We start from the raw sequence: 19471 nt of genomic DNA, 5'->3' as shown, positions 1-19471 counted from the left end.
CTCATAAATGGAATATATAGGAATTTTCCTTCTAACCTTCTGCACTTTGATTGATAGTGCAGAAGGTTAAGTGAATTTAAGGGGTAATTTAGTGTATAATAAGTAAAAAGTCTTCTTTGCCTGTGTATCTTTTGTGAGAATTCTATGGCGAAGTATATAAAGGGAATGATTGGTATGTTTATGTACGATAGGCTAGATAAGGTGTTTAGACGGCAAAATGGCTATGCTACAACAAACGATCTTGTAGAATCGGGCATTACACCATACTATATAAACAAGTTTGTAAAAGAAGATTATATAGAACGTGTAAAGAAAGGTTTATATCGCCACAGCGATTCAAAGCTCTTGCCCGAAGAACAGATAATAGAAGTTAGTCGCCTAATTCCACATGGTGTAATTTGCTTATTATCTGCTGCTGCTTATCATGAACTGTCTACAATTAATCCTTGGGAATATCATATTGCTATCGAGAGAAGTCAAAAAAAGCCACCATTACCTTCTTATCCACCGATTCAAGTTTATTACTTCAATAAAATAGCTTTTGAAAATAACATTGAAGAAAAGAATGTAGATGGTTATTTAACAAAAATTTATAATATAGAAAAAACAGTTTGTGATCTTATACGTTATGAAGACACAATTGGTAGAGATATCATGCTGGAGTGCATCAAAACCTATATGAAGTTGCCAACTAGAAATTTGAATAAGCTCATTAAAATAGCTACAGAACAGAAAGTGGATAAAAAACTAGTTAACTTTATTGAGGTGCTACTGTAATGAATCAAAAAAAGAATATGGCTGCATCAGTGTTTGAACGCCTGAAAAATGTATCAAAAAAGAACGGAAAAACATTGGACTCCGTTCTTTTGCTCTATTTTCAAGAAAGACTATTATATCGCTTATCGAAATCATCTTATAAAGATAAGTTTCTATTGAAAGGAGGATTATTTCTATTTTCTTTAACACAATTTTCTGCACGACCAACACGTGATATCGACTTTTTAGCTACATATATTTCAAATGAAATAGAAAGTATTGAGGGTGCATTCAAAGAAATTTTTATCATGAATATTGAAAGAGATGATGGAGTGATCTTTCTTGTAGAACAAATGAAAACAGAGAGAATTACAGAAGATGCGGACTATCAAGGACTTAGAATAAAAATTCCAGCTATGTTGGGGCGGGCAAGGCATACATTACAATTAGATATAGGATTTGGTGATATTGTTGTACCGAAGCCAAGAACGATGACGTTTCCAGTGCTGTTAGACATGGAGCCACCAATTTTATCCACCTATTCTATTGAATCTGTTATTGCAGAAAAATTTGAAGCTATGATCAGTCTATCAACTCTAAATAGTAGAATGAAGGACTTCTATGACATTTATATTCTAAGCGAATCTAATAATTTTGAAGGTAGAGTACTTCAGGAAGCTATAGCAGAAACATTCGATAGAAGAAAAACGCTGATTGAAAAGGATCATCCTATATTTACAGTTGACTTTTACATAGAAATTGCAAGACTCAATCAGTGGAGTGCCTTTCTAAAAAGAACAAATATAACAGTTGATTTGACGTTTGAAGCCGTAATGAATCGAATTTATGAATTTATAAAACCTGTTTATGAAGCAATTCTTCATGAAGATGAGTTTTTTGCTCACTGGAATTCTGAAGAAGTAAAGTGGAACCGAATAAGGAGATAAGATATTTGTATGGTAAGAATGCGCGACTCAATCAGTTCGTAGTATAGTACTAAACATTTCGTGATTCACTAATGTGATAACGAAGTTTAGGCAATCTGTGTCGTAACAAATGTAAGATTGTTAGCTTAGAGTAATTAGGGATATATGTAAATTCATAAGAGATTCCTATATTTGATTAATCAACAGTCGTGAGTTTAACAACTGAATACTTAATAAATAATTTTTTAGTGGAATTAACTGGAATTATCCATCAAAGGTTCTGCACTTTTATAGTGAGTGCAGAAGGTTAAGTGAATTTTAGGGATTATATAGTGTGTATTAAGTAAAAGTTCTTCTATACCTTTGCATATTTATGGAAATTCAGTAGCCTTTCCAAGCAAGGTAAATTGTCACATGAGCTTCTAGCGAACAAGGTTGAGCATGCATTAAAATCCTGAAGCAGGTCAATAATTCACTAAGTTGCAGAGAAGAATTAGAAGTTGTGAATGTGATTGATAAACCCTTATGTCTAAAAGATCATTTAAGTTGTAGCTAACTTGAAAAAGTAAAAGAAGTGTATGGTACATTGATAAATGCTTATGAACTTGTGGATTTCACAAAAAATCTCATGAAACAAAATGACCCACCGTGGTCCGCGTTATGAAGAGGTATGGTGGGTTCTGTTATCTATACTGCAAAGTAACTTTAAAATATTCACAGCTACATTTGATTGTGAATTCTCGTACTCTTTCAACATCTTATTAAAAAACGTTTTCTTCATATTTGCTTCCTCCATAGCTTTAACTGCTTTAATTTCCCCGGATAGGGTAGTAACAGTTAGAATACCTATGCTTTCAAAATAAACAATACTTACTAAAATGGAGGTTTCCCAGTGATTCGACAAAATCAAAAAAAGCAATCCAACGAAGAACGTCTAGAAGAAATCACTTTATTGTTAAATGAAGAACAGCAAAAAACACCTCTTGAGTTAACAGCCCGAATTGCGGATTTATCTCGCAAGATGATTCGCTTAAAAAAGGTGATGGGCATTCTTACTGAGGAAGAACAAGATCAATTGGTTCGTTCCATGATGGCCTACGCGTTTCATATGAAAACTGGTGAACATAAGGATCGGTATGCGGCTAAAAATACGTTTGAGCAAATTTTGAAAATAGATCCCCGGAATGCCGAGGCGAATTACCGCTATGCGTTTCTTTATTACGAGGACAGAGATTGGATTCAAGCAATCAATCATTTCAACAAGGCGCTGGGTGACGATGATTCTGCGTTTCCATTATGGGACGATCAACTGATTAAGGCGCATCTTTTTATTGGGTATTGTTCAATTGAACTTGCGAAAGCATCGATGCAAGTAGCCGATGAATTATCGGAAGCGTCTGAAGTAGAAACGTCTACAGGAATTAGTGTTGAAGATCTTTCTGTGAAGCTTCAAGAGAAATTGGCTGGTGCGGAATTTGTTCTTTATTCCAATGAAGATCGACGAATGATTTCCAAAAGTGAGCGTGAAGCGATTACGCAGAATTTTGATTTTGAAGGATTGGTGTTAGACTTTACTGGAAATAAGACTTTCATTCAAAGGAAAGATAAGAGCTGTGACATTTCGATATTCCTTGCCGTGTTGTTGAAGCAATTGCTTTTGAAGAGCTCGGTTAATGAAGCTCTATCATTAACCGATATTGACGGTTATCAAGAAGAAAGTGTCGCTAATTCAAATGAGGTTACTTGGGATAATTATCGAACGAAAATCAGCCGTATTAATAAATTACTAGCGCAAATAGGCTTTCCAGAGCGGTTTATCCAACATGTACTAAATACGAATAGTTATACGTTTCCTAACATTAAGTTCTATATCCTTGCACGTGATGGCGAATAAGTACAAAGCGAATCATCCTTCCATTTCATATGGGAGGATTTTTGTATTTATAGAGGGGTTTCCTGTGACAGGGCTGTCACGCTGAGGTGTCTATACTTAAGGTACTAAAGAAAAGGAGATGGTTGGTATGAACAAAACTTGGCAGGCACTATTAACTGGATACGGATTTACTGTTACGGAGGATGCAGGGATGTTTGATGCACGACAGCTTACAGATCATAACAGGGACTTCTTGAATAAGATTCTCATTAATTTAGGGATAGAATTCAGACTGGATGAGAAAAACCTGGAGATCTGTTCTTCTGCAGTCACGGAAAAAACATGGGTGGAACTGTTGGAGAAATACACGGACGGAAGGACTGAGTCAAGCTTTGCCCCTATGGAGATACCGTTGGATAAACTAGATATCTATATTTCCGGTGTTGTTATGCAACTGAACAGATTGGCGTGCACAATGCATTTTTCTTGTGACGGTCATGAAAGAAGAAGGCCAACAATCTACTTTGCAACTTCGGATTTCGCACGGATGGCAAAAAGTGTTCTGGCGTCTGTTGGGACAGAGACGAAGCGTCACGGAAGACAATTGAAGTTTACGGCTGAGCGAACGCTGTTGCCGACAGTCGCAGAAAAACTAGCCTTCATTTCAGTAGAGGAAGCAAGGGGGATTTTCATGGAAAACGATGAATTGCTTTCTACGAAACAATTTGAAGATGGACTCGAAACTGCTTTGAATATTGCAGGGGCAAGTGGTGATGAAGGCGAAATACGGGCGTATGTAATGCAAGAATTGGAGCCTTTCGTTGACTACATGACGGTGGATCATGTTGGAAATATTCTTGCAGAGAAAAGATTTGGACCGGGGCCTACCGTATTATTGAACGCACATCTGGATACCGTTGAAGAGATTATTGAAGGTCGTAAACTCATTAAGAACAATCACATTTGGATGAGTAGCGAGGGGATACTTGGTGCGGATGACCGTGCTGGTGATTACCGCCAATGAAATTTACCACCTGTGACATGTTTTTTACCAACACTTGCCACGGATTTTACCACACTTCGCCAAGCTGTTTACCAATAAACACTTTATGCTTATTATTCGATTAGGAGTTTAGAGCGAATGAGTGTGGTTAGAGGGCTAATGGTTAGTAATGTATAAAATAAACAAAAGCCATCGAAATAATATTATTTCAATGGCTGTTGATCTTATCTTAACTTTTTATCTTGTAATTGTTGTTCAATAATATCAATAGCCCAACGAACAAGCTCATCAAAGTCTAAATCCTCTTCCTCCATACCTCCACAAGGAGGTAATAGCTTATCTACTATGTTCATCATCACTTCATCTGGTAAATACCTGTGAAAAAAGTACTTGGCAATACGATTTTCAACTTCTGTTGGAATCATTTTGGTAACCCCAATCCATGACGCTCACGCATAGAAACGTCTCCATCTATTAAAATTTGATAGGAATCATGGATAATACGATCTAAAATAGCTTCTGCAATTGTTTCATTTCCTAATTTTAGATGCCACCCACTAGGGTCGATTTGTGAACAGAAAATAGTTGATGCAATCTTATGACGAGATTCAGAGATTTCTAGTAGAATTGCTGCCTCATCTGTTGATAAATCTGTTAATAGCCATTCATCAAGTATGAGTAAATCAACCTTCGTGTATTTTTTGATGCATCTCCGATAGCTTCCATCCGCCGCTAGTTTCGCTAGTGATAGTTCGTCTAGTAATTCAGGTAATCGAATGTATTTCACTTTATATAATTGGCGACAAGCAGACACTCCGAATGCACTTGCCAAGAATGATTTGCCTGAACCTGTTGGACCCTTCAATACTATATTGTGACTGTCTAGAATATAGCTACCACTCGCTAGCTTCAAAATTAAATCTTTATCAAGTCTTCGGTCCTCGTGATATTCTATGTCTTCAATACTGGCATTTGGATTTACAAAAGTAGCTGATTTAATTAGACGTTGAAGTTTATTACTCTTACGACGGGAATGTTCTAGGTCAACGAGTAAAGAAAAACGATCATCAAAGCTCATCTTTTGAAACTCCTTATTTAGTGACTGTTCTGCATAAGCTTCGGCCATTCCGCTCAATTTCATTTCGTGTAATTTTGTCAAAGTCTGTTCATTCATCATTTATCTGCACCCCCATAGTATGAAGCTCCTCGTGTGAAGCCGTAGTTATTTATGTTGTTTTCAGTGTTTCGTTTAAGCTCTTGTTCTGCATCGTTCTTTTGATTGCTTTTCAAGATCGTTTGAATACTTTTGACCGTCGGTCTTTTTGTCATTGAAATTATCATTTTACACGCACGTTCAATTTCATATTTTGTATAACGACGCTCTGATTTCTTCAATGAAAATATAGACTGTAATGCGAGTTTCTCTGTCTGTGAAGTATCAAGAATGAATTTAATAACCTTAAGGGTTGACGTTCCAATGCTTTCAGCCCATTCAATCGCAGCTTCTGGCGTTTGATCGACATATAACTTATGGTTATCAGGCATATGGTCACGAGTAGTGGATAACTGACCAAACTTACCATATAATCGTTTATGGGAAGCAATCCGCATATGATTGAAATAGATTTCAACTAGATCATCTGAGAGTCTTACTTCGACCTGGCGATTGATGTATTCGTATGGCACAGAATAAAACATACTCTCGGCAGAGATGTGATAATCAGGACGAACTTTCGCTGTTTTCCATTCAGATAATTTATACGATGCGGATGGAAGAGGAGAAAGCGCAAATTTCTCCTCTTCTTCAAATGCAGACAAGCGGGTTCCTTTTTTACGTGTAAAAGGTCGTTTGTTAAATTCTTCTAGCTTCTTCCAAACTTCTACGTTCAATTCATCGATGCTAAAGCATTGTGTATTTCTTAAAGCCGCGATGATCCATGTTGATATGGCTCCTACGGAGCCTTCAACGCTCGGCTTATCTTTTGGTGAACGTACACGCGCAGGCATAACCACAGTATTGTAGTGTTCTGCCATTTCCCTGTATGTAGGATTTAATACCAATTCGCGTGCGTTATGCTTAGTTACACTGGCTTTAAGATTATCTGGAACAATAATCTGTGTAGTTCCTCCATAATAATCAAATGCATTGTTATGAGCAGTAATCCATGCATGCAAATTCATCGATAAAGTGGCTTCTACGTATGATAATTGACTACAGGGAAGTGTTGAGACGAAAATATAAGCCTTTATCTTCTCCCCAGTGTCTCTATCAATGATGTATGCTGTTGAACCTGCCCAATCAACTTCCATAATTTCTCCTGGCTTCCTACGTATACGCATAGTGGCTTTATACTTATTTGCATAGGCACTGTAATGACGTAAAAAGCTACGATAGGAGTATGGAATTTTTTTACTTGCACGACATTCTGCCTCATACTCATGATGCAGAAGTGAAAGTGTTACATTAGGTTTTGCTAATTCTTCATGAATATAATCGAAGTTCAATGGCTGTCTTCCAGAAGCTTCTAGAGATTTTTCTGGATAGAGAAACTCCTCAATCCACTTGTCCGTCATTTCATCCTCCAACGGACAAACTAACCCCTTTTTCTCTGCAAGACGAATGATCTCTGTCACTTTTTGGCGAGAGTTTCCTGTACTTGAAGCAATTCCTCTAAGACTGATTCCTTCATCGTTTAATTCCAAAATATTTCGATAACGAATCATAAAAAAATACCTCCTGTATAATAATTGTCACACAATTAGGTGTGCACATTAATTATACAAAGGTATGAAAGTTAAGTGGTAAATCTCATGTCATTTAGTGGTACATTCTTTGTCAATCTGTGGTAAATAAGATGGCGAAGGTGGTACATTCTACTGGCCGTAATCAGCTGGTGTGAATGTCGTCCTTTCGGCTGCGAAGTCAGTTGGAAAAAGTGATTTTCGGGGAACGGTTAAATACATCTTTACTGTGGAGGAAGAAATCGGTCTCTGTGGTGCTAGGGAAGTTACAAAATCATTTTTATGGGATGTGGATATGGCCTTCGTCATCGATCGTCGGGGAACGAGTGATATTGTGACATCTAGAGGAGGATATGACCCATTTTGTACGTCTGAATTTGGTGTGCGGCTTGAACGGATTGCTAGACAATCTGGTCTCGGAGCTTGGAAAACGGTCACCGGTGGTTCGAGTGATACGTATATTTGGGCGCAAAGTGGTATTGAGAGTGTAAATCTTTCGGCGGGTTATCAGTTTGAACATACGGATGCAGAGCAATTGGATGTGGAGGCGTGTTATGGGACGTATACGTTTCTTATGGAGATATTGGCTAATACCCATCAATTGCAGAGAAGGGGACGGCGGGTTAGTCGGGCTAGTTAATTTAGAATGCCTGTGCACGTCACAACTTAGAAGCTATTCAAAATCGTGTGGAAGTTGAGTGGTGCAAAGGCATTAATTAGATTACTTACTAAATACTGCTTTATATGTAGTAAACTATGACAATTCAACAATATCATTTAATATAGTATACGACTGATAGACTATTGCTATCAACTCTAGTACCATTGTTGAAAAGGGGTGTAATAAAATGATGAAAAGAAGTTTAATAATGTTTCTAAGCTTGTTTTTAATATTTACGTTATTACCGCAACAACAAGCACAGGCTGCAAATGGATTTTCTGATGTCACTTTATACAAGAGTGAAATTACTTATCTAACAGATAAGAAGATTATTAAAGGGTATGAAGATAGAACGTTCAAGCCTGAACAAAATTTAACTCGATTACAAGCGGTTACGATGATATTACGGGAAAAAGGAATTACAGACTTCACAGCACCAAATCCTAATTTTACAGATATGAAGCCTGGTAGTTACGGATACGATGTTGTAGCAAAAGCTGTTGAGCTAGGATTTATTGGTGGTAAAACAGCTTCAGATGGCAGTAAGTTTTTCGATCCAGCAGCACCTTTAACGCGTGGACAAATGTCAAAGATACTTTCGGAGGGTTACAATTTAGAAAAAACAAAAGATGTTTCATTTACCGATGTAACTGCAAATAATGGGTTTAAAGATTACATATCCATTCTAGCTACGGAAAATATCACGACTGGGTATGCAGATGGTACGTTTAAACCAGCGGTAACTCTATCTAGAGCGCACTTTGCAGTGTTTATGGCAAGGTTACTAGATGATAAGTTCAAACCTGCTCCAAACATGCAAGTTCACTTTATTGACGTTGGGCAAGGAGATTCAATTCTAATTCAATCACCAAGTGGTAAGAACATGCTGATAGATGCAGGAACGAAGGGTAGTGGTACAAAAGTAGTTGATTTCTTAAAATCTAAAAATATTTCTAAATTAGATATAGTTATTGCTACACATCCACACGCTGATCATATCGGTGGTTTAATAACCGTGTTGAATAGTTTTCCAGTCGATCAATTTATAGACAGCGGAAATGTGCATACAACACAAACTTATTTAGAACTTCTTGAGTTGATTGACACCAAGAATATTCCATTTAAAGTTGCTAATTCCGAAGGGTTAATTAATTTCGATTCATTATTAAATACTAAGATATTACATTCTAATGCGGATGTGACAAATGCAAATGATGCATCTATTGTTACTAGAGTTTTATATGGTTCGGTAAGCTTTTTACTAACTGGTGATGCTGAAAAAACCGTTGAAGATGATTTAATATCAAGATATGGCAGTAGTTTAAAATCAACATATTTAAAGGCAGGTCACCACGGGTCTAATTCAAGTACTACAGCAGCGTTTGTAACTGCAGTCAAACCTACCGGAACAGTTTTGTCATACGGTGAGGGCAACTCATACGGTCATCCTCACGTAGAAATTATCCAAAGATTAAATGCAGTTGGTTCAAAAATATATTCTACAGCACAATCTGGTGATATTACTGTTTCAACAAATGGTACAACACATTCTGTATCTGTAAAACCTTGGACTGATAATGTTAATCCAAAGCCGGAACCAAAACCAGAACCAAAACCAGAACCAAAGCCGGAACCAAAACCAGAACCAAAACCGGAACCAAAACCGGAACCAAAACCAGATCTAAGCACTGGGCGATACGTAATTCCAGGGGCTCCAACAAGCTTCAAAAATTGTACCGAAATGCGTGAATTTTATCCATATGGTGTGAGAACGGGGCATCCAGCCTATGAAACAAAACACGATCGGGATAAAGATGGGTGGGCGTGCGAATGATATGAATAAAGTAAAATATACATTAGACGAGAGTACTGATGGGAAATATACGTTTTTAAAATACCCAGAAGAAGTAGAACAGTTAGTGATTCCTATTACGGAAATCAACCTACATCTTTCTGAAGGTGATATTGTTGAGATTAGTAAAGTAGGCGACAAGTATGAAGTCAAAGTGTTGCAAGCTGAGACTGAAAAAATGCACAAGAAGATTAGTAGTATAATAGAGAAGTTAAAGAATAAACATTAATAATTAAATTAGTAGCGTCACCTGTTATTTAACGGGTTGGCGCTATTTTACTTTAATAAATTATTACTATTTCTATAAATATATAACGCTAAAGATCGACTATTTATTATCAACAACTTTTGATAGCTTGGAACAATTAATGTTAAACAAGCTCATTACTATTATGTGTAATCAAAAATAATTAATAATAAACGCCGACTCGAAATAAATTATTAATTGTGATATGCATAGGCATACCTTTTAGATTTAGACATTATCAAAAGAATTTCTACATACTGGAAAATTAGTGCAACCGTAAAATTCACCTTTTGGTCCTTTTCGTATTGTCATAAAGCCATTGCACGTTGTACATACAACTGGATTTGTTAATATACTTAGGTCTTTAAAAACTTGTGAACATTTAGGATAATTACTACAACCTAAAAATCTTTTATTATCAAAATTGCTTTCCCGAACCACCATTTTACCTTCTTTACAAACTGGGCATCTTGGATTTTCACGTAATGATGTTTCACCAGTTACCAAATTAAATTCAATCTTGTGTTTTTTTATTAATTCTTCGACAAATATTGACATTTGTTCTTGTGGAGTAATTAAATATACAGTGTTTTTTGTTCGAGTAAGGGCTACATAGAAAAGTCGGCGTTCTTCAGCATATTCGAATTGATCAGTATCATTTAAAACTAGAGAAAGTAATGGGTCATCCGAGATCTTATTTGGAAAACCCACTAAATGATTTGTCAAATTTATCAAGATTACATTGTCTGCTTCGAGTCCCTTCGAACTATGAACTGTAGTATATAGAAACTGAAGGTTTGAATGATTTTTGTTTGCTGAAAATATTTCATTGCTAGTTTCAGCATAGTGAAACTCCTTGCTTTCACTTAATAAGAACTTTATATCAAGTCTGTTTCTGCCGATAACCATAATAGTCGTTTCTTCACCCATTTTATTCACTATTTCATCAACTGCAAAACTAAAAGCCTTCTCAGCATTCTTATCATATCCGTAGATTCTAATAGGATTATCAAGACTTCTAAATGAGGTTAATTTTTTACTGAATTGCTTATCATTTTCCATTACAAAACGTCCTGCTATATCAATTAATTGTTGGGAATTTCGATAAGTTTTTTCAATTCTCAACAACTTTGAGAAACCAAAATACTTTTCAAAATTCAAAAACAATTCAAGGTCGCTACCAGCAAATCTAAAAATTGATTGCCAGTCGTCTCCCACACACATCACTTTAGCATTTGTCATATCTTTGATAGCTTTAATCAGTCGAAAGCGATTAGTAGAAATATCTTGGTATTCATCGATAATTATGTATTTATAACCAAAGAGTTGATCTTCGCTATTATTAACTATATTGATTGCATTGTTTATCATATCGTTAAAATCTATGCTATGGTGATTTATCAAAAAATGTTGATAATTATTATATATAGGTTGAACCATTGTTAAAAATAACCTTGTCCGCTCACGATGAAATGGGTTATTCATTACTTGAACTTTTTCTTTCATTTTAATAAAATCAGAGTCATCATATCCGTTTGATTTAAATAACGTAATAAAAGTTGAAATTAAACCTTTAAACTCCTTAAATTGTCTTTCTTCATTTCTTTTAATAAATAAATTCTTATATGCTTCAGTTAGATTTATTGGTTTCAATACAACTCCATTTTCCAAAAGTAAAATTCTTATCTTATCTAATAACTCACCATTTTTATTGTAATAAGAGTAGCTTTCAATTAGCTTAGTTTCATTTATCTTATGCCAGGAACGTTTCCAATTCATATCTTCAATATACTTTCTTTCCTCTATGGGGGATAACCACGGTGCAGTTTCATCCGCAGTTATTCCAAAATGTTCTAGATAAATATTATAATTCGGTAGATAGAAATCTGGGCGATACCTTTTCCTATACTTATCTGAGGCTATTGGGTAGAGTTTTTCATATTCATATTCAACTCCATTTAAGTATAGAAAGTTCGCAATTAAAACTTCTTCTAAGCTTTTGACTTCTTCAAGTTTTAAAGTCTTGCGTTCTCTACTCAGTTCAGATTGCTGATAGGTTAATTTTGACCGAAGTGTCTCTAGGTTAACTGTTGCTTGATCATCAATATATTCCCCTAGCGTATTAAATTCTTCTAGATCTTTTGGTACAGATAAATAAAATCCGTAAAAGTGGATTATGTCGCTCATTAGTGTGAGATTAGTTAAAACATGTTCCTTAAAATATTTATTAATTACTTTTGATAGCTCATTTTGAATATCGGGACGTGACTTATTCGAACTTGTAATTATTTGCAAACCTAGTTTGTGAAATGTTTTAGCTTCTACCGGTATATTCAGTTTACCTTGTATTCGCTCTGTCATTTCAGAAGCTGATTTGGATGTGAAAGAAATCAGCAAAATTTCATCCGGATGAATACCCAAACGTTCAGTTAAATATTTAACTTTTGCTGATATTGTAAGTGTCTTTCCACTTCCCGCGCCAGCTAAAACTAATGTATTATCTTCATCAACGACTACTGCCTCTTGTTGTTGTCTATCAAGTGATTTACCATCAATATTTTGGAAAAAGAGAGCAGCTTCTTTTAATTCATGATTAATAAAATGTATATTACTATTTTCTACCTTTTGATCAAAATCTTTATAAAAAGTTAAGAAGTAGGAAAAATCATGTTGTTTTTTGATTATATTTCTAGGTAATGTAAGTATTTGTTCATACAGTGGGTGATATTTTTCTTTCAAATAGATTAATTGTGAATTGGCTAAATAGTTTTTTGATAATAACTCAAGTTCAGTAATAAATTCATTTATACTTGGTGAAAGGACGTTAATAGTTTCCTTATTTTTTTTAGATTTAATTATTGAAAAAATAGAGAAGCTAACTACAATGAATGTGATCGCTATTAGTAATAGGTTTAATGTATCCAATTTAGACCTCCATGAGATTTACTTGTAATAAATTAAAAAGTAAAAAACTATTAATTTGTATCAATAGTACCATATTTTAGTAAATAGTACCTAATTTTTAAAAGTTTTGAAAAAGAGATAAATGATAAAAGTTTTCTTTATAAAGGCTTATGTGTAGTGCAAAATAGAAGTACAGAGTTTTGCAAAGGAAAAATACATAACGCTGCAACTCTTAAACAATAAAAAAGGCTTGCCAGCCTTCCAAAATTTCTCTACTGTATTGGTGTCGAATCAAATCAGTGGAGGTTGAGAGGAATGCTGGCAATGCCTGAAATTAATTGTATCAAAGTCTTGAGGAATCAGAAATCATTATCTATCAATTCTATATCAGAAACATTAGGGATTAATTGGAGAACCGCTAAAAAATATGCGGATGGAGATCAATTACCAAAGGAAAAGGAAAGAAAAAGAACAGGGATGATGTACGTTGAGAAATGGGGAGAGATTGTTGGGGATTGGCTTTGGGAGGATCAAAAGCTAAAGAGAAAAGAAAGAAGAACTAACCAAGGGATTTTTGCTGCACTGCAAGACATGGGGTTTGAAGGGTCCTATCGGACTGTCTCTTACTTTATAGAAGATTGGCGTGAAGGCAGAGAGGATATTGAAGATGAGACTAAAGATAGGAACTATGAGCGTCTTACTCATCCTCCCGCGGAAGCACAGCTAGATTTTGGGTTAATGCAAGCTGTCCAGGATGGGAGCTATCGAGATATCCACTGTTTAGTTATGACGCTTCCTTTCAGTAATGATGCTTATTCAATCCCTTTACCAGCAGAAAATCAAGAATGTCTCCTTTACGGTATGAAAAAGATATTTCAGCAGCTAGGTGGGGTGCCACGTAAAATTCGGATAGATAATATGAAAACAGCAGTCATTAAACCAAGAAATAAACATGAAGAAGCAGTGTTTACAAATGAGTTCCTACAGTTCGCAAGTCATTATGGTTTTGATCCACAGGCTTGTAATCCTTATTCAGGAAATGAAAAAGGAAATGTTGAAAACAAGGTAGGCTACGTTCGTTACAACTTCATAACTCCGGCACCTGTAATAAAGGATTTAGAACATTTAACACAAGTGCTAGAAGAAAAGCATACTAAAGATCGCCAGCGTATCCACTACAAGAAAAAAGTCACCATACAGCAATTATTAGAGGAAGAATCCCAGTATCTATTGGCCATGCCCGAGGAAGAATATCCAGTGTTTAAAGAGGAAAACCTAAAAGCAAATAAATACGGTGAGGTTACTTTGGACAAGGTAAAAGTCTATGTTCCGAGAGGTTATAATTATCCAAGCTTATCTATCGTTAAATATTGGAATCGATTCAAAGTACTATCACCTCACGGCGAAATTTTATACGAGGATAATCGCCCCTATATGCATAAGAATCGCGAGATTCCTTGGCATGCTATTTTGAAAGCATGGGTAAGCAAGCCAAGAGCAGTGAGCTATTCACGTTTCTCTGCCTATCTGCCTGGTCGTATTTTTGAATATATCAATATATCGAATCTTACGATTCGAAAAGAGCGTCTAAATTGGTTGATTGCACTATTAGCCACTCACGACATGAATCAAATAAATGACGAGTTCTATGAGCTTTTGGGTGGCCAGTCTGACGTTTTGAAAGAACCACAATCACATCCATACGATATTGATTGGAACAAGTACGATCAGCTGCAGAGTGTCAACCAGACTGAAGGTGATATTCAATGACTTCGGACTTAAAGATAATGTGTAAAGCTTTACGTCTAGCTCACGTCTATGACATCTTCGAGGACATAGCCTTTGAAAATTCAGCAGAATTTCTAGAGCAATTATTTCAGAAAGAACTTCAGTTGCGGGAAGAAACAAAATCCGAACGACTAATAAAGAAAGCAAAGTTTCTACAGATTAAGTCGCTCTCTTCTTTTCGCTGGAATGAACAGGTTCATTTTCCTTCTCACATCGATTCGAAAGAGCTTTGCACTATAAATTTTATAGGTCGGAAAGAGAATTTAATATTAACTGGAGCACCAGGTACAGGCAATTATCGAAAGTTATTGTTTATGGAAAGAAATAAGTGTATATACCTTATTTAAATTGAAATATACGTTTATTTCTTTTTATAATCCTCCACAATAGGTTTATAAAATCTTGGAGGTGCCATATGGCAACAAAGTTCCCTATTGAGGTTCTAGTATCAAAAGTCTTATCAGAATTGGAAAGGTTAAATTATGCGGATAACACTTTATGTGGATATCGTGCTTTTTACAAAAGGATTATTGCATTCGCCAAAGAAAAAGATGAAATCTATTTCTCTGAAGCATTGGGTAGGAAGTTTCTAAAGGAGAAGTATAACTGCACAGTCGATTACTACAAATATGCCATGCCCAAAGGGCTTAAAGGTCACATTAGAAGAATCAGGGTTTTGGGTGATTACCAGCTACATGGCGTGATTATCCGAAGAATCGTGAAAAAGAAAGGATATATCAAACCATTACAGTTCGAAACGGAACTAGCTGCCTACGAAAAAGAATGCGAAGTTAACGAGTATTCCAAAAGGGGTCTTCGCACACGAATGCAACGTTTGTTCTTTTTCATTGATTACCTTGATTCTAGAAGTGTTCTGAAGTCAAATGATATTAATGGAGAAATAATATCCGATTATGTAAAAACTATTTACAAAAATCACGAAAAAAGTATTGCCTCCATCTTAACTACGCTTAGGGTATACTTAAGGTTTCTTTATTTCAATCAATATACAGCTGAGGATCTTTCTTTAAAGGTACCAAAACAGAATAAGTACTATTATCCACCTGTTCCTTCCGTCTGGGAAAAGCAAGATGTTATGCGTATGTTAAATAGCATTGATCGAGGTAATCCAACCGGAAAAAGAGATTACGCTATCCTACTTCTAGTTACCAAACTTGGCATAAGGGCTGGGGATATTAAATCTATGGAGTTATCGGATTTAAAATGGCAGTCAGAAATTATAGAAGTAAGACAAAATAAAACAAAGAATACTGTAACATATCCCATCTTAAAGGATATAGGTTGGGCATTAATTGATTATCTGAAAAATGGGCGTCCTACTAGTAATTCGCCTTTTGTCTTTATTAGGATGAATGCGCCTTATGAGGCCTTTGGTAAAGACGCTAACCTTCATAACATTATCACAAAGTACACAAGACTTTCCGGAATTTCCGTTCCACGAGATAAAAGGCAGGGTTTACACTCGCTTCGTCATACTCTTGCGAGTACTTTACTTGAACAAGGAACACCATTACCCGTAATCTCCGAGGTCCTTGGACATATTAATTCTAAATCAACCAGTGTCTATCTGCATACAGATCTGGAAGGATTAAGGAAATGTGCCATTGATCCAGATGAGGTGCTTAAACATGACTAATAAAAAAGTTGTGTACCAAAGCATCCTTTGCGAACTAATTGCCGGATACATTGAGGAAAAGAGAGCTGTTGGTTACAAGTACAATAAAGGTTCTGCTCTTCTGAAACAATTTGATCATTTGGTTGCTGCTCAGCAACTAGTAGAAACGGAACTTCCGAAAGAACTGGTATTACTTTGGACGAAAAAAAGGCCAGATGAAACATCCAGTACTAGAATTGGAAGAATCTCAATCATACGCGGACTTGCAGAATATATGGTTCGCCTTGGCCACGAGGCATACATTTTTCCGTCAGCTTCTATTTCAATCGATAGATATTCTTATGTTCCTTATATCTTTTCAGAAATAGAGTTGAAAAAGATTTTTACCGTTTGCGACAATTATCCTGTTTCAGATGTTTCACCTAAAAGGCATCTAATCATTCCTCTTTTGTTCCGTATATTGTATGGTTGTGGATTACGAATCTCGGAAGCGATAAATTTAAAACTAAAGGATGTCGATTTGAAACAAGGAATTTTATTCATTCGGGATACGAAATTTGGAAAGGAACGAAAAGTTCCAATGGCGGAAGTGCTGACAAGGCGTTGTCGTCTGTATTTGGTGGAAAATCATCATTTAGATAATAGTGATACTTTTTTATTCCCATCTCCTTACGGAGGACACTATAAGGAAAGCACGATATATAAACTATTTAGAGAGGTCCTTTGGAAAGCTGGTATTTCCCACAGCGGAAAGGGACCAAGACTTCATGATTTCAGGCACACTTTCGCTGTTCATTGCTTGAAAAAGTGGGTCTTAAATGAAGAAGACATTACAAACCTTCTTCCCTACCTTTCTGTATTTCTGGGGCATGTTGATCTAAGAGGTACACAGCATTACCTACGGCTAACCGCTGATTTACATCCAAAAATTATAGTTTCGGTTGAACAAGAATTTGCATATTTAATACCGGAGGTATCTTTTGATGAAAATTACTGATTTCGCCAGAACACTCACACGTTTCCTTTCCGATTATCTTCCAAGCCAGCGTAATGTTAGCAGTAATACGATAAAATCATATCGGGATACCTTTAAGCAAGTGCTAAAGTATTTTGATTTTGAACTGAATATTAAGCCGGAGTATCTTACATTTGAAAAGATAAAAGCAGAAGAAATTAGAGGTTTTCTTTGTTGGCTTGAAAAATCGCGTAACGTCAGTATAAACACTCGTAATCAACGACTAGCAGCAATCCACAGTTTCTACCGTTATGCACAGACAGAACACCCTGAAAACATGTTAGAATGTCAAAGAATTTTAGGAATTCCCTTTAAAAAAAGAGAACAAAAGACGATTGAATTTCTCAATCAAGAATGCCTAAAGTATATATTGGAACAGCCGAATACTAGCAAGCAAAAAGGCCGTCGTGATTTAACATTAATAGCGACACTTTATGATACAGGAGCACGGGTACAAGAATTAATTGATTTGAAAACAAGAGATGTTAGGCTTACCCAGCCTGCCACTATTACCCTAACGGGTAAAGGGAATAAACAAAGAAGCGTCCCCATTATGAAGAAAACACGAGATCTATTGGAAAATTACATGAAGGAAAATAATTTATTGGAAAATGGAAGACAAGATCATCCTCTTTTTTATAATAGCAATAGAAATCCATTCACAAGACCAGGCATAGCATATATCTTAGATAAATATTTCAAACAGGCTAAGGAGGTACATCCGGAAATTTTGTTCTCTGACCGGCTTCACCCACACATGTTCAGGCACACAAAAGCTATGCACTTATTAGAGGCCGGAGTAAATCTGATTTATATCAGAGATTTTTTAGGACATGTACAAGTTACTACAACTGAAATTTATCTAAGAGCAAATACCGAAACAAAAAGAAAAGTAATAGATGCAGCATACATGGAGGTTGTAACGCAAGATATTCCTGTTTGGTCTGAAGATACAGATCTATTAAAGTGGTTGCAGGATTTTTGTGGATAAGCACTTTTAAATATTATGGAAAGATATTTGTTATACTTACTGCGGTTTCCCCGCATTTTATGAATATCTTTCCATAAACTATAACTTTCGATAATTACCCACCCCTGGTGGGCCTAGTAGTATGATATTGTATTGCTGTTCCAACCAGTTCAATTCCTCTAACTGTGTCACTTGACGGTTACTAAGCGATTTTTGTTCGGTCAAATCAAATTCATTAAGTGTTTTAATGTAGGGGAATTTGGCCCATTTCATTCGCTTTTCGATTCCTTTTTCTTCGCGCTTCTTCAACTCATAATCAACAATCTCCTGAATGAATTCTCGATACGTCCAGGAGGCCTGTTCGGCCTGCCTAAGAATTGTTGGAAGCTCAGCTGCTGTTTCTGATAAACGGAGTTGTTTAAATTGATCTTGAAGTGTCTTTATCGTTTCACTCATACAAGAACACCGCCTAAAATATCGGTATAAGTACTTATTGGCCGTGATTCTACTTCAATATTTATACGCTTTTTTCTTTTGCGTTTTTCTATTGGTACCTCGTTTGAATTGTGTAAATCTAAACTTAGAAACTTTGCGACGTCTCTAAAATCATTTGCACTTAATAACTTTTCATTTATACATTTAAGAAGCGCCTCATCAATTACAGTTGAATAATCGATTGTTGCTTTTTGCAGAGTGGCTAGCTGATCCCTTCGATATCTTGGATAAAGTTCCATTAAATCGCCTATGTAGGTTGATGCGAGCTCCGTGTCTTGGAATTGCCGTACAACGGTTTCTTTAAATGCGTTAATCCCCTTAGAACGGTCTCTTTGATGGTTTTTATTTTTGATTAATTGTCCTTTTCCTGATGATAGTCCATGCCTCGCTAAGACTTCGCCATCATTATCTGTCTTGATTACGAGGGTACTTACCTCATCTTTTTCCCCTTGGATATCAATCACGACAGTATTCAGACCCTTGGGTCTGTAAGTGCCAATTGGAACAGAGTAACGATTCGATTTGAAGATTATTGTATTGTCCTTGTTAACAACTCTTGTTATACTAGATGCATTGGTACTCTCTTTCGAGAGTAGATAGGAG

17 protein-coding genes and 2 pseudogenes are annotated in these 19471 nt (G+C 35.9%); 12 read left to right on the top strand and 7 right to left on the bottom strand.

Annotated elements, in window-relative coordinates; all coding sequences use genetic code 11:
* Nucleotides 1-144: 144 nt before the first annotated feature.
* Both ACXYMX_RS08930 and ACXYMX_RS08925 read left to right on the top strand, forming a co-directional pair.
* Complete coding sequence (locus ACXYMX_RS08930) at nt 145-777, top strand: type IV toxin-antitoxin system AbiEi family antitoxin domain-containing protein (protein WP_459043906.1); 633 nt, start codon at nt 145-147, stop codon at nt 775-777.
* The gene (locus ACXYMX_RS08925) at nt 777-1703 is read left to right on the top strand and encodes a nucleotidyl transferase AbiEii/AbiGii toxin family protein (RefSeq protein WP_459043905.1); all 927 of its coding nucleotides are present in this window, start codon (nt 777-779) and stop codon (nt 1701-1703) included. Before ACXYMX_RS08930 ends, ACXYMX_RS08925 begins: the two co-directional genes overlap by 1 nt.
* Nucleotides 1704-2340: 637 nt before the next feature.
* On the opposite strand, the gene ACXYMX_RS08920 is transcribed toward ACXYMX_RS08925, so the two are convergent.
* On the bottom strand, nt 2341-2463 hold the full coding sequence (locus ACXYMX_RS08920) for a hypothetical protein (protein WP_459043904.1): 123 nt from the start codon (nt 2461-2463) through the stop codon (nt 2341-2343).
* 111 nt (nt 2464-2574) lie between these two features.
* Between ACXYMX_RS08920 and ACXYMX_RS08915 the strand changes: the two genes are divergently transcribed.
* Both ACXYMX_RS08915 and ACXYMX_RS08910 read left to right on the top strand, forming a co-directional pair.
* A complete protein-coding gene (locus ACXYMX_RS08915; protein WP_459043903.1) occupies nt 2575-3576 on the top strand; it encodes a tetratricopeptide repeat protein in 1002 nt (333 codons plus the stop codon).
* Nucleotides 3577-3703: 127 nt separating this feature from the next.
* Nucleotides 3704-4579: a hypothetical protein gene (locus tag ACXYMX_RS08910; RefSeq protein WP_459043902.1), complete on the top strand. Its 876-nt coding sequence runs from the start codon at nt 3704-3706 to the stop codon at nt 4577-4579.
* A gap of 203 nt (nt 4580-4782) precedes the next feature.
* On the opposite strand, the gene ACXYMX_RS08905 is transcribed toward ACXYMX_RS08910, so the two are convergent.
* From ACXYMX_RS08905 to istA (ACXYMX_RS08895), 3 genes are read right to left on the bottom strand one after another with little or no spacing between them, the layout of a single operon-like run.
* Complete coding sequence (locus ACXYMX_RS08905) at nt 4783-4983, bottom strand: hypothetical protein (RefSeq protein WP_459043901.1); 201 nt, start codon at nt 4981-4983, stop codon at nt 4783-4785.
* Nucleotides 4980-5735: an IS21-like element helper ATPase IstB gene (istB, locus tag ACXYMX_RS08900; RefSeq protein ID WP_459043900.1), complete on the bottom strand. Its 756-nt coding sequence runs from the start codon at nt 5733-5735 to the stop codon at nt 4980-4982. Before istB ends, ACXYMX_RS08905 begins: the two co-directional genes overlap by 4 nt.
* Complete coding sequence (gene istA / locus ACXYMX_RS08895; protein ID WP_459043899.1) at nt 5732-7282, bottom strand: IS21 family transposase; 1551 nt, start codon at nt 7280-7282, stop codon at nt 5732-5734. Before istA (ACXYMX_RS08895) ends, istB begins: the two co-directional genes overlap by 4 nt.
* A gap of 172 nt (nt 7283-7454) precedes the next feature.
* Between istA (ACXYMX_RS08895) and ACXYMX_RS08890 the strand changes: the two genes are divergently transcribed.
* The 3 genes from ACXYMX_RS08890 (at nt 7455) to ACXYMX_RS08880 (ending at nt 10042) form a co-directional block, all read left to right on the top strand.
* A complete protein-coding gene (locus tag ACXYMX_RS08890; RefSeq protein ID WP_459043898.1) occupies nt 7455-7940 on the top strand; it encodes a hypothetical protein in 486 nt (161 codons plus the stop codon).
* Nucleotides 7941-8148: 208 nt separating this feature from the next.
* Nucleotides 8149-9795, top strand: a complete 1647-nt coding sequence (locus tag ACXYMX_RS08885; protein ID WP_459043897.1) for an S-layer homology domain-containing protein — start codon at nt 8149-8151, stop codon at nt 9793-9795.
* Nucleotides 9749-10042 (top strand): DUF3006 domain-containing protein, encoded by a 294-nt coding sequence (locus tag ACXYMX_RS08880; protein WP_459043896.1) that lies wholly within the window; start codon nt 9749-9751, stop codon nt 10040-10042. Before ACXYMX_RS08885 ends, ACXYMX_RS08880 begins: the two co-directional genes overlap by 47 nt.
* Before the next feature lie 246 nt (nt 10043-10288).
* Here the strand turns inward: ACXYMX_RS08880 and ACXYMX_RS08875 are convergent, their stop codons facing one another.
* A complete protein-coding gene (locus ACXYMX_RS08875) occupies nt 10289-12985 on the bottom strand; it encodes a UvrD-helicase domain-containing protein (protein ID WP_459043895.1) in 2697 nt (898 codons plus the stop codon).
* 294 nt (nt 12986-13279) lie between these two features.
* On the opposite strand from ACXYMX_RS08875, the gene istA (ACXYMX_RS08870) reads away from it, so the two are divergent.
* From istA (ACXYMX_RS08870) to ACXYMX_RS08850, 5 genes are all read left to right on the top strand, one after another.
* Nucleotides 13280-14734: an IS21 family transposase gene (gene istA, locus ACXYMX_RS08870; RefSeq protein ID WP_459043894.1), complete on the top strand. Its 1455-nt coding sequence runs from the start codon at nt 13280-13282 to the stop codon at nt 14732-14734.
* Nucleotides 14731-15099 (top strand): ATP-binding protein, encoded by a 369-nt coding sequence (locus tag ACXYMX_RS08865; RefSeq protein ID WP_459043893.1) that lies wholly within the window; start codon nt 14731-14733, stop codon nt 15097-15099. The genes istA (ACXYMX_RS08870) and ACXYMX_RS08865 overlap by 4 nt, the downstream gene beginning before the upstream one ends.
* Nucleotides 15100-15167: 68 nt before the next feature.
* A complete protein-coding gene (locus tag ACXYMX_RS08860; protein ID WP_459043892.1) occupies nt 15168-16409 on the top strand; it encodes a site-specific integrase in 1242 nt (413 codons plus the stop codon).
* Nucleotides 16402-17385 carry a tyrosine-type recombinase/integrase gene (locus ACXYMX_RS08855; protein ID WP_459043891.1) on the top strand — a complete coding sequence of 328 codons (984 nt, stop codon included), beginning with the start codon at nt 16402-16404 and terminating at the stop codon, nt 17383-17385. Before ACXYMX_RS08860 ends, ACXYMX_RS08855 begins: the two co-directional genes overlap by 8 nt.
* Nucleotides 17372-18394 carry a site-specific integrase gene (locus ACXYMX_RS08850; RefSeq protein WP_459043890.1) on the top strand — a complete coding sequence of 341 codons (1023 nt, stop codon included), beginning with the start codon at nt 17372-17374 and terminating at the stop codon, nt 18392-18394. The genes ACXYMX_RS08855 and ACXYMX_RS08850 overlap by 14 nt, the downstream gene beginning before the upstream one ends.
* Nucleotides 18395-18490: 96 nt before the next feature.
* Here the strand turns inward: ACXYMX_RS08850 and ACXYMX_RS08845 are convergent.
* A pseudogene (locus ACXYMX_RS08845) lies at nt 18491-18829 on the bottom strand (ATP-binding protein); the annotation flags it as partial.
* Nucleotides 18826-19471, bottom strand: a pseudogene (locus tag ACXYMX_RS08840) (IS21 family transposase); the annotation flags it as partial. The pseudogenes ACXYMX_RS08840 and ACXYMX_RS08845, both read right to left, overlap by 4 nt.

Source organism: Sporosarcina sp. CAU 1771, assembly GCF_054482775.1.
Note: the sequence above shows the minus strand (reverse complement) of the source record. Positions and strands in the feature narration are given on the sequence as shown.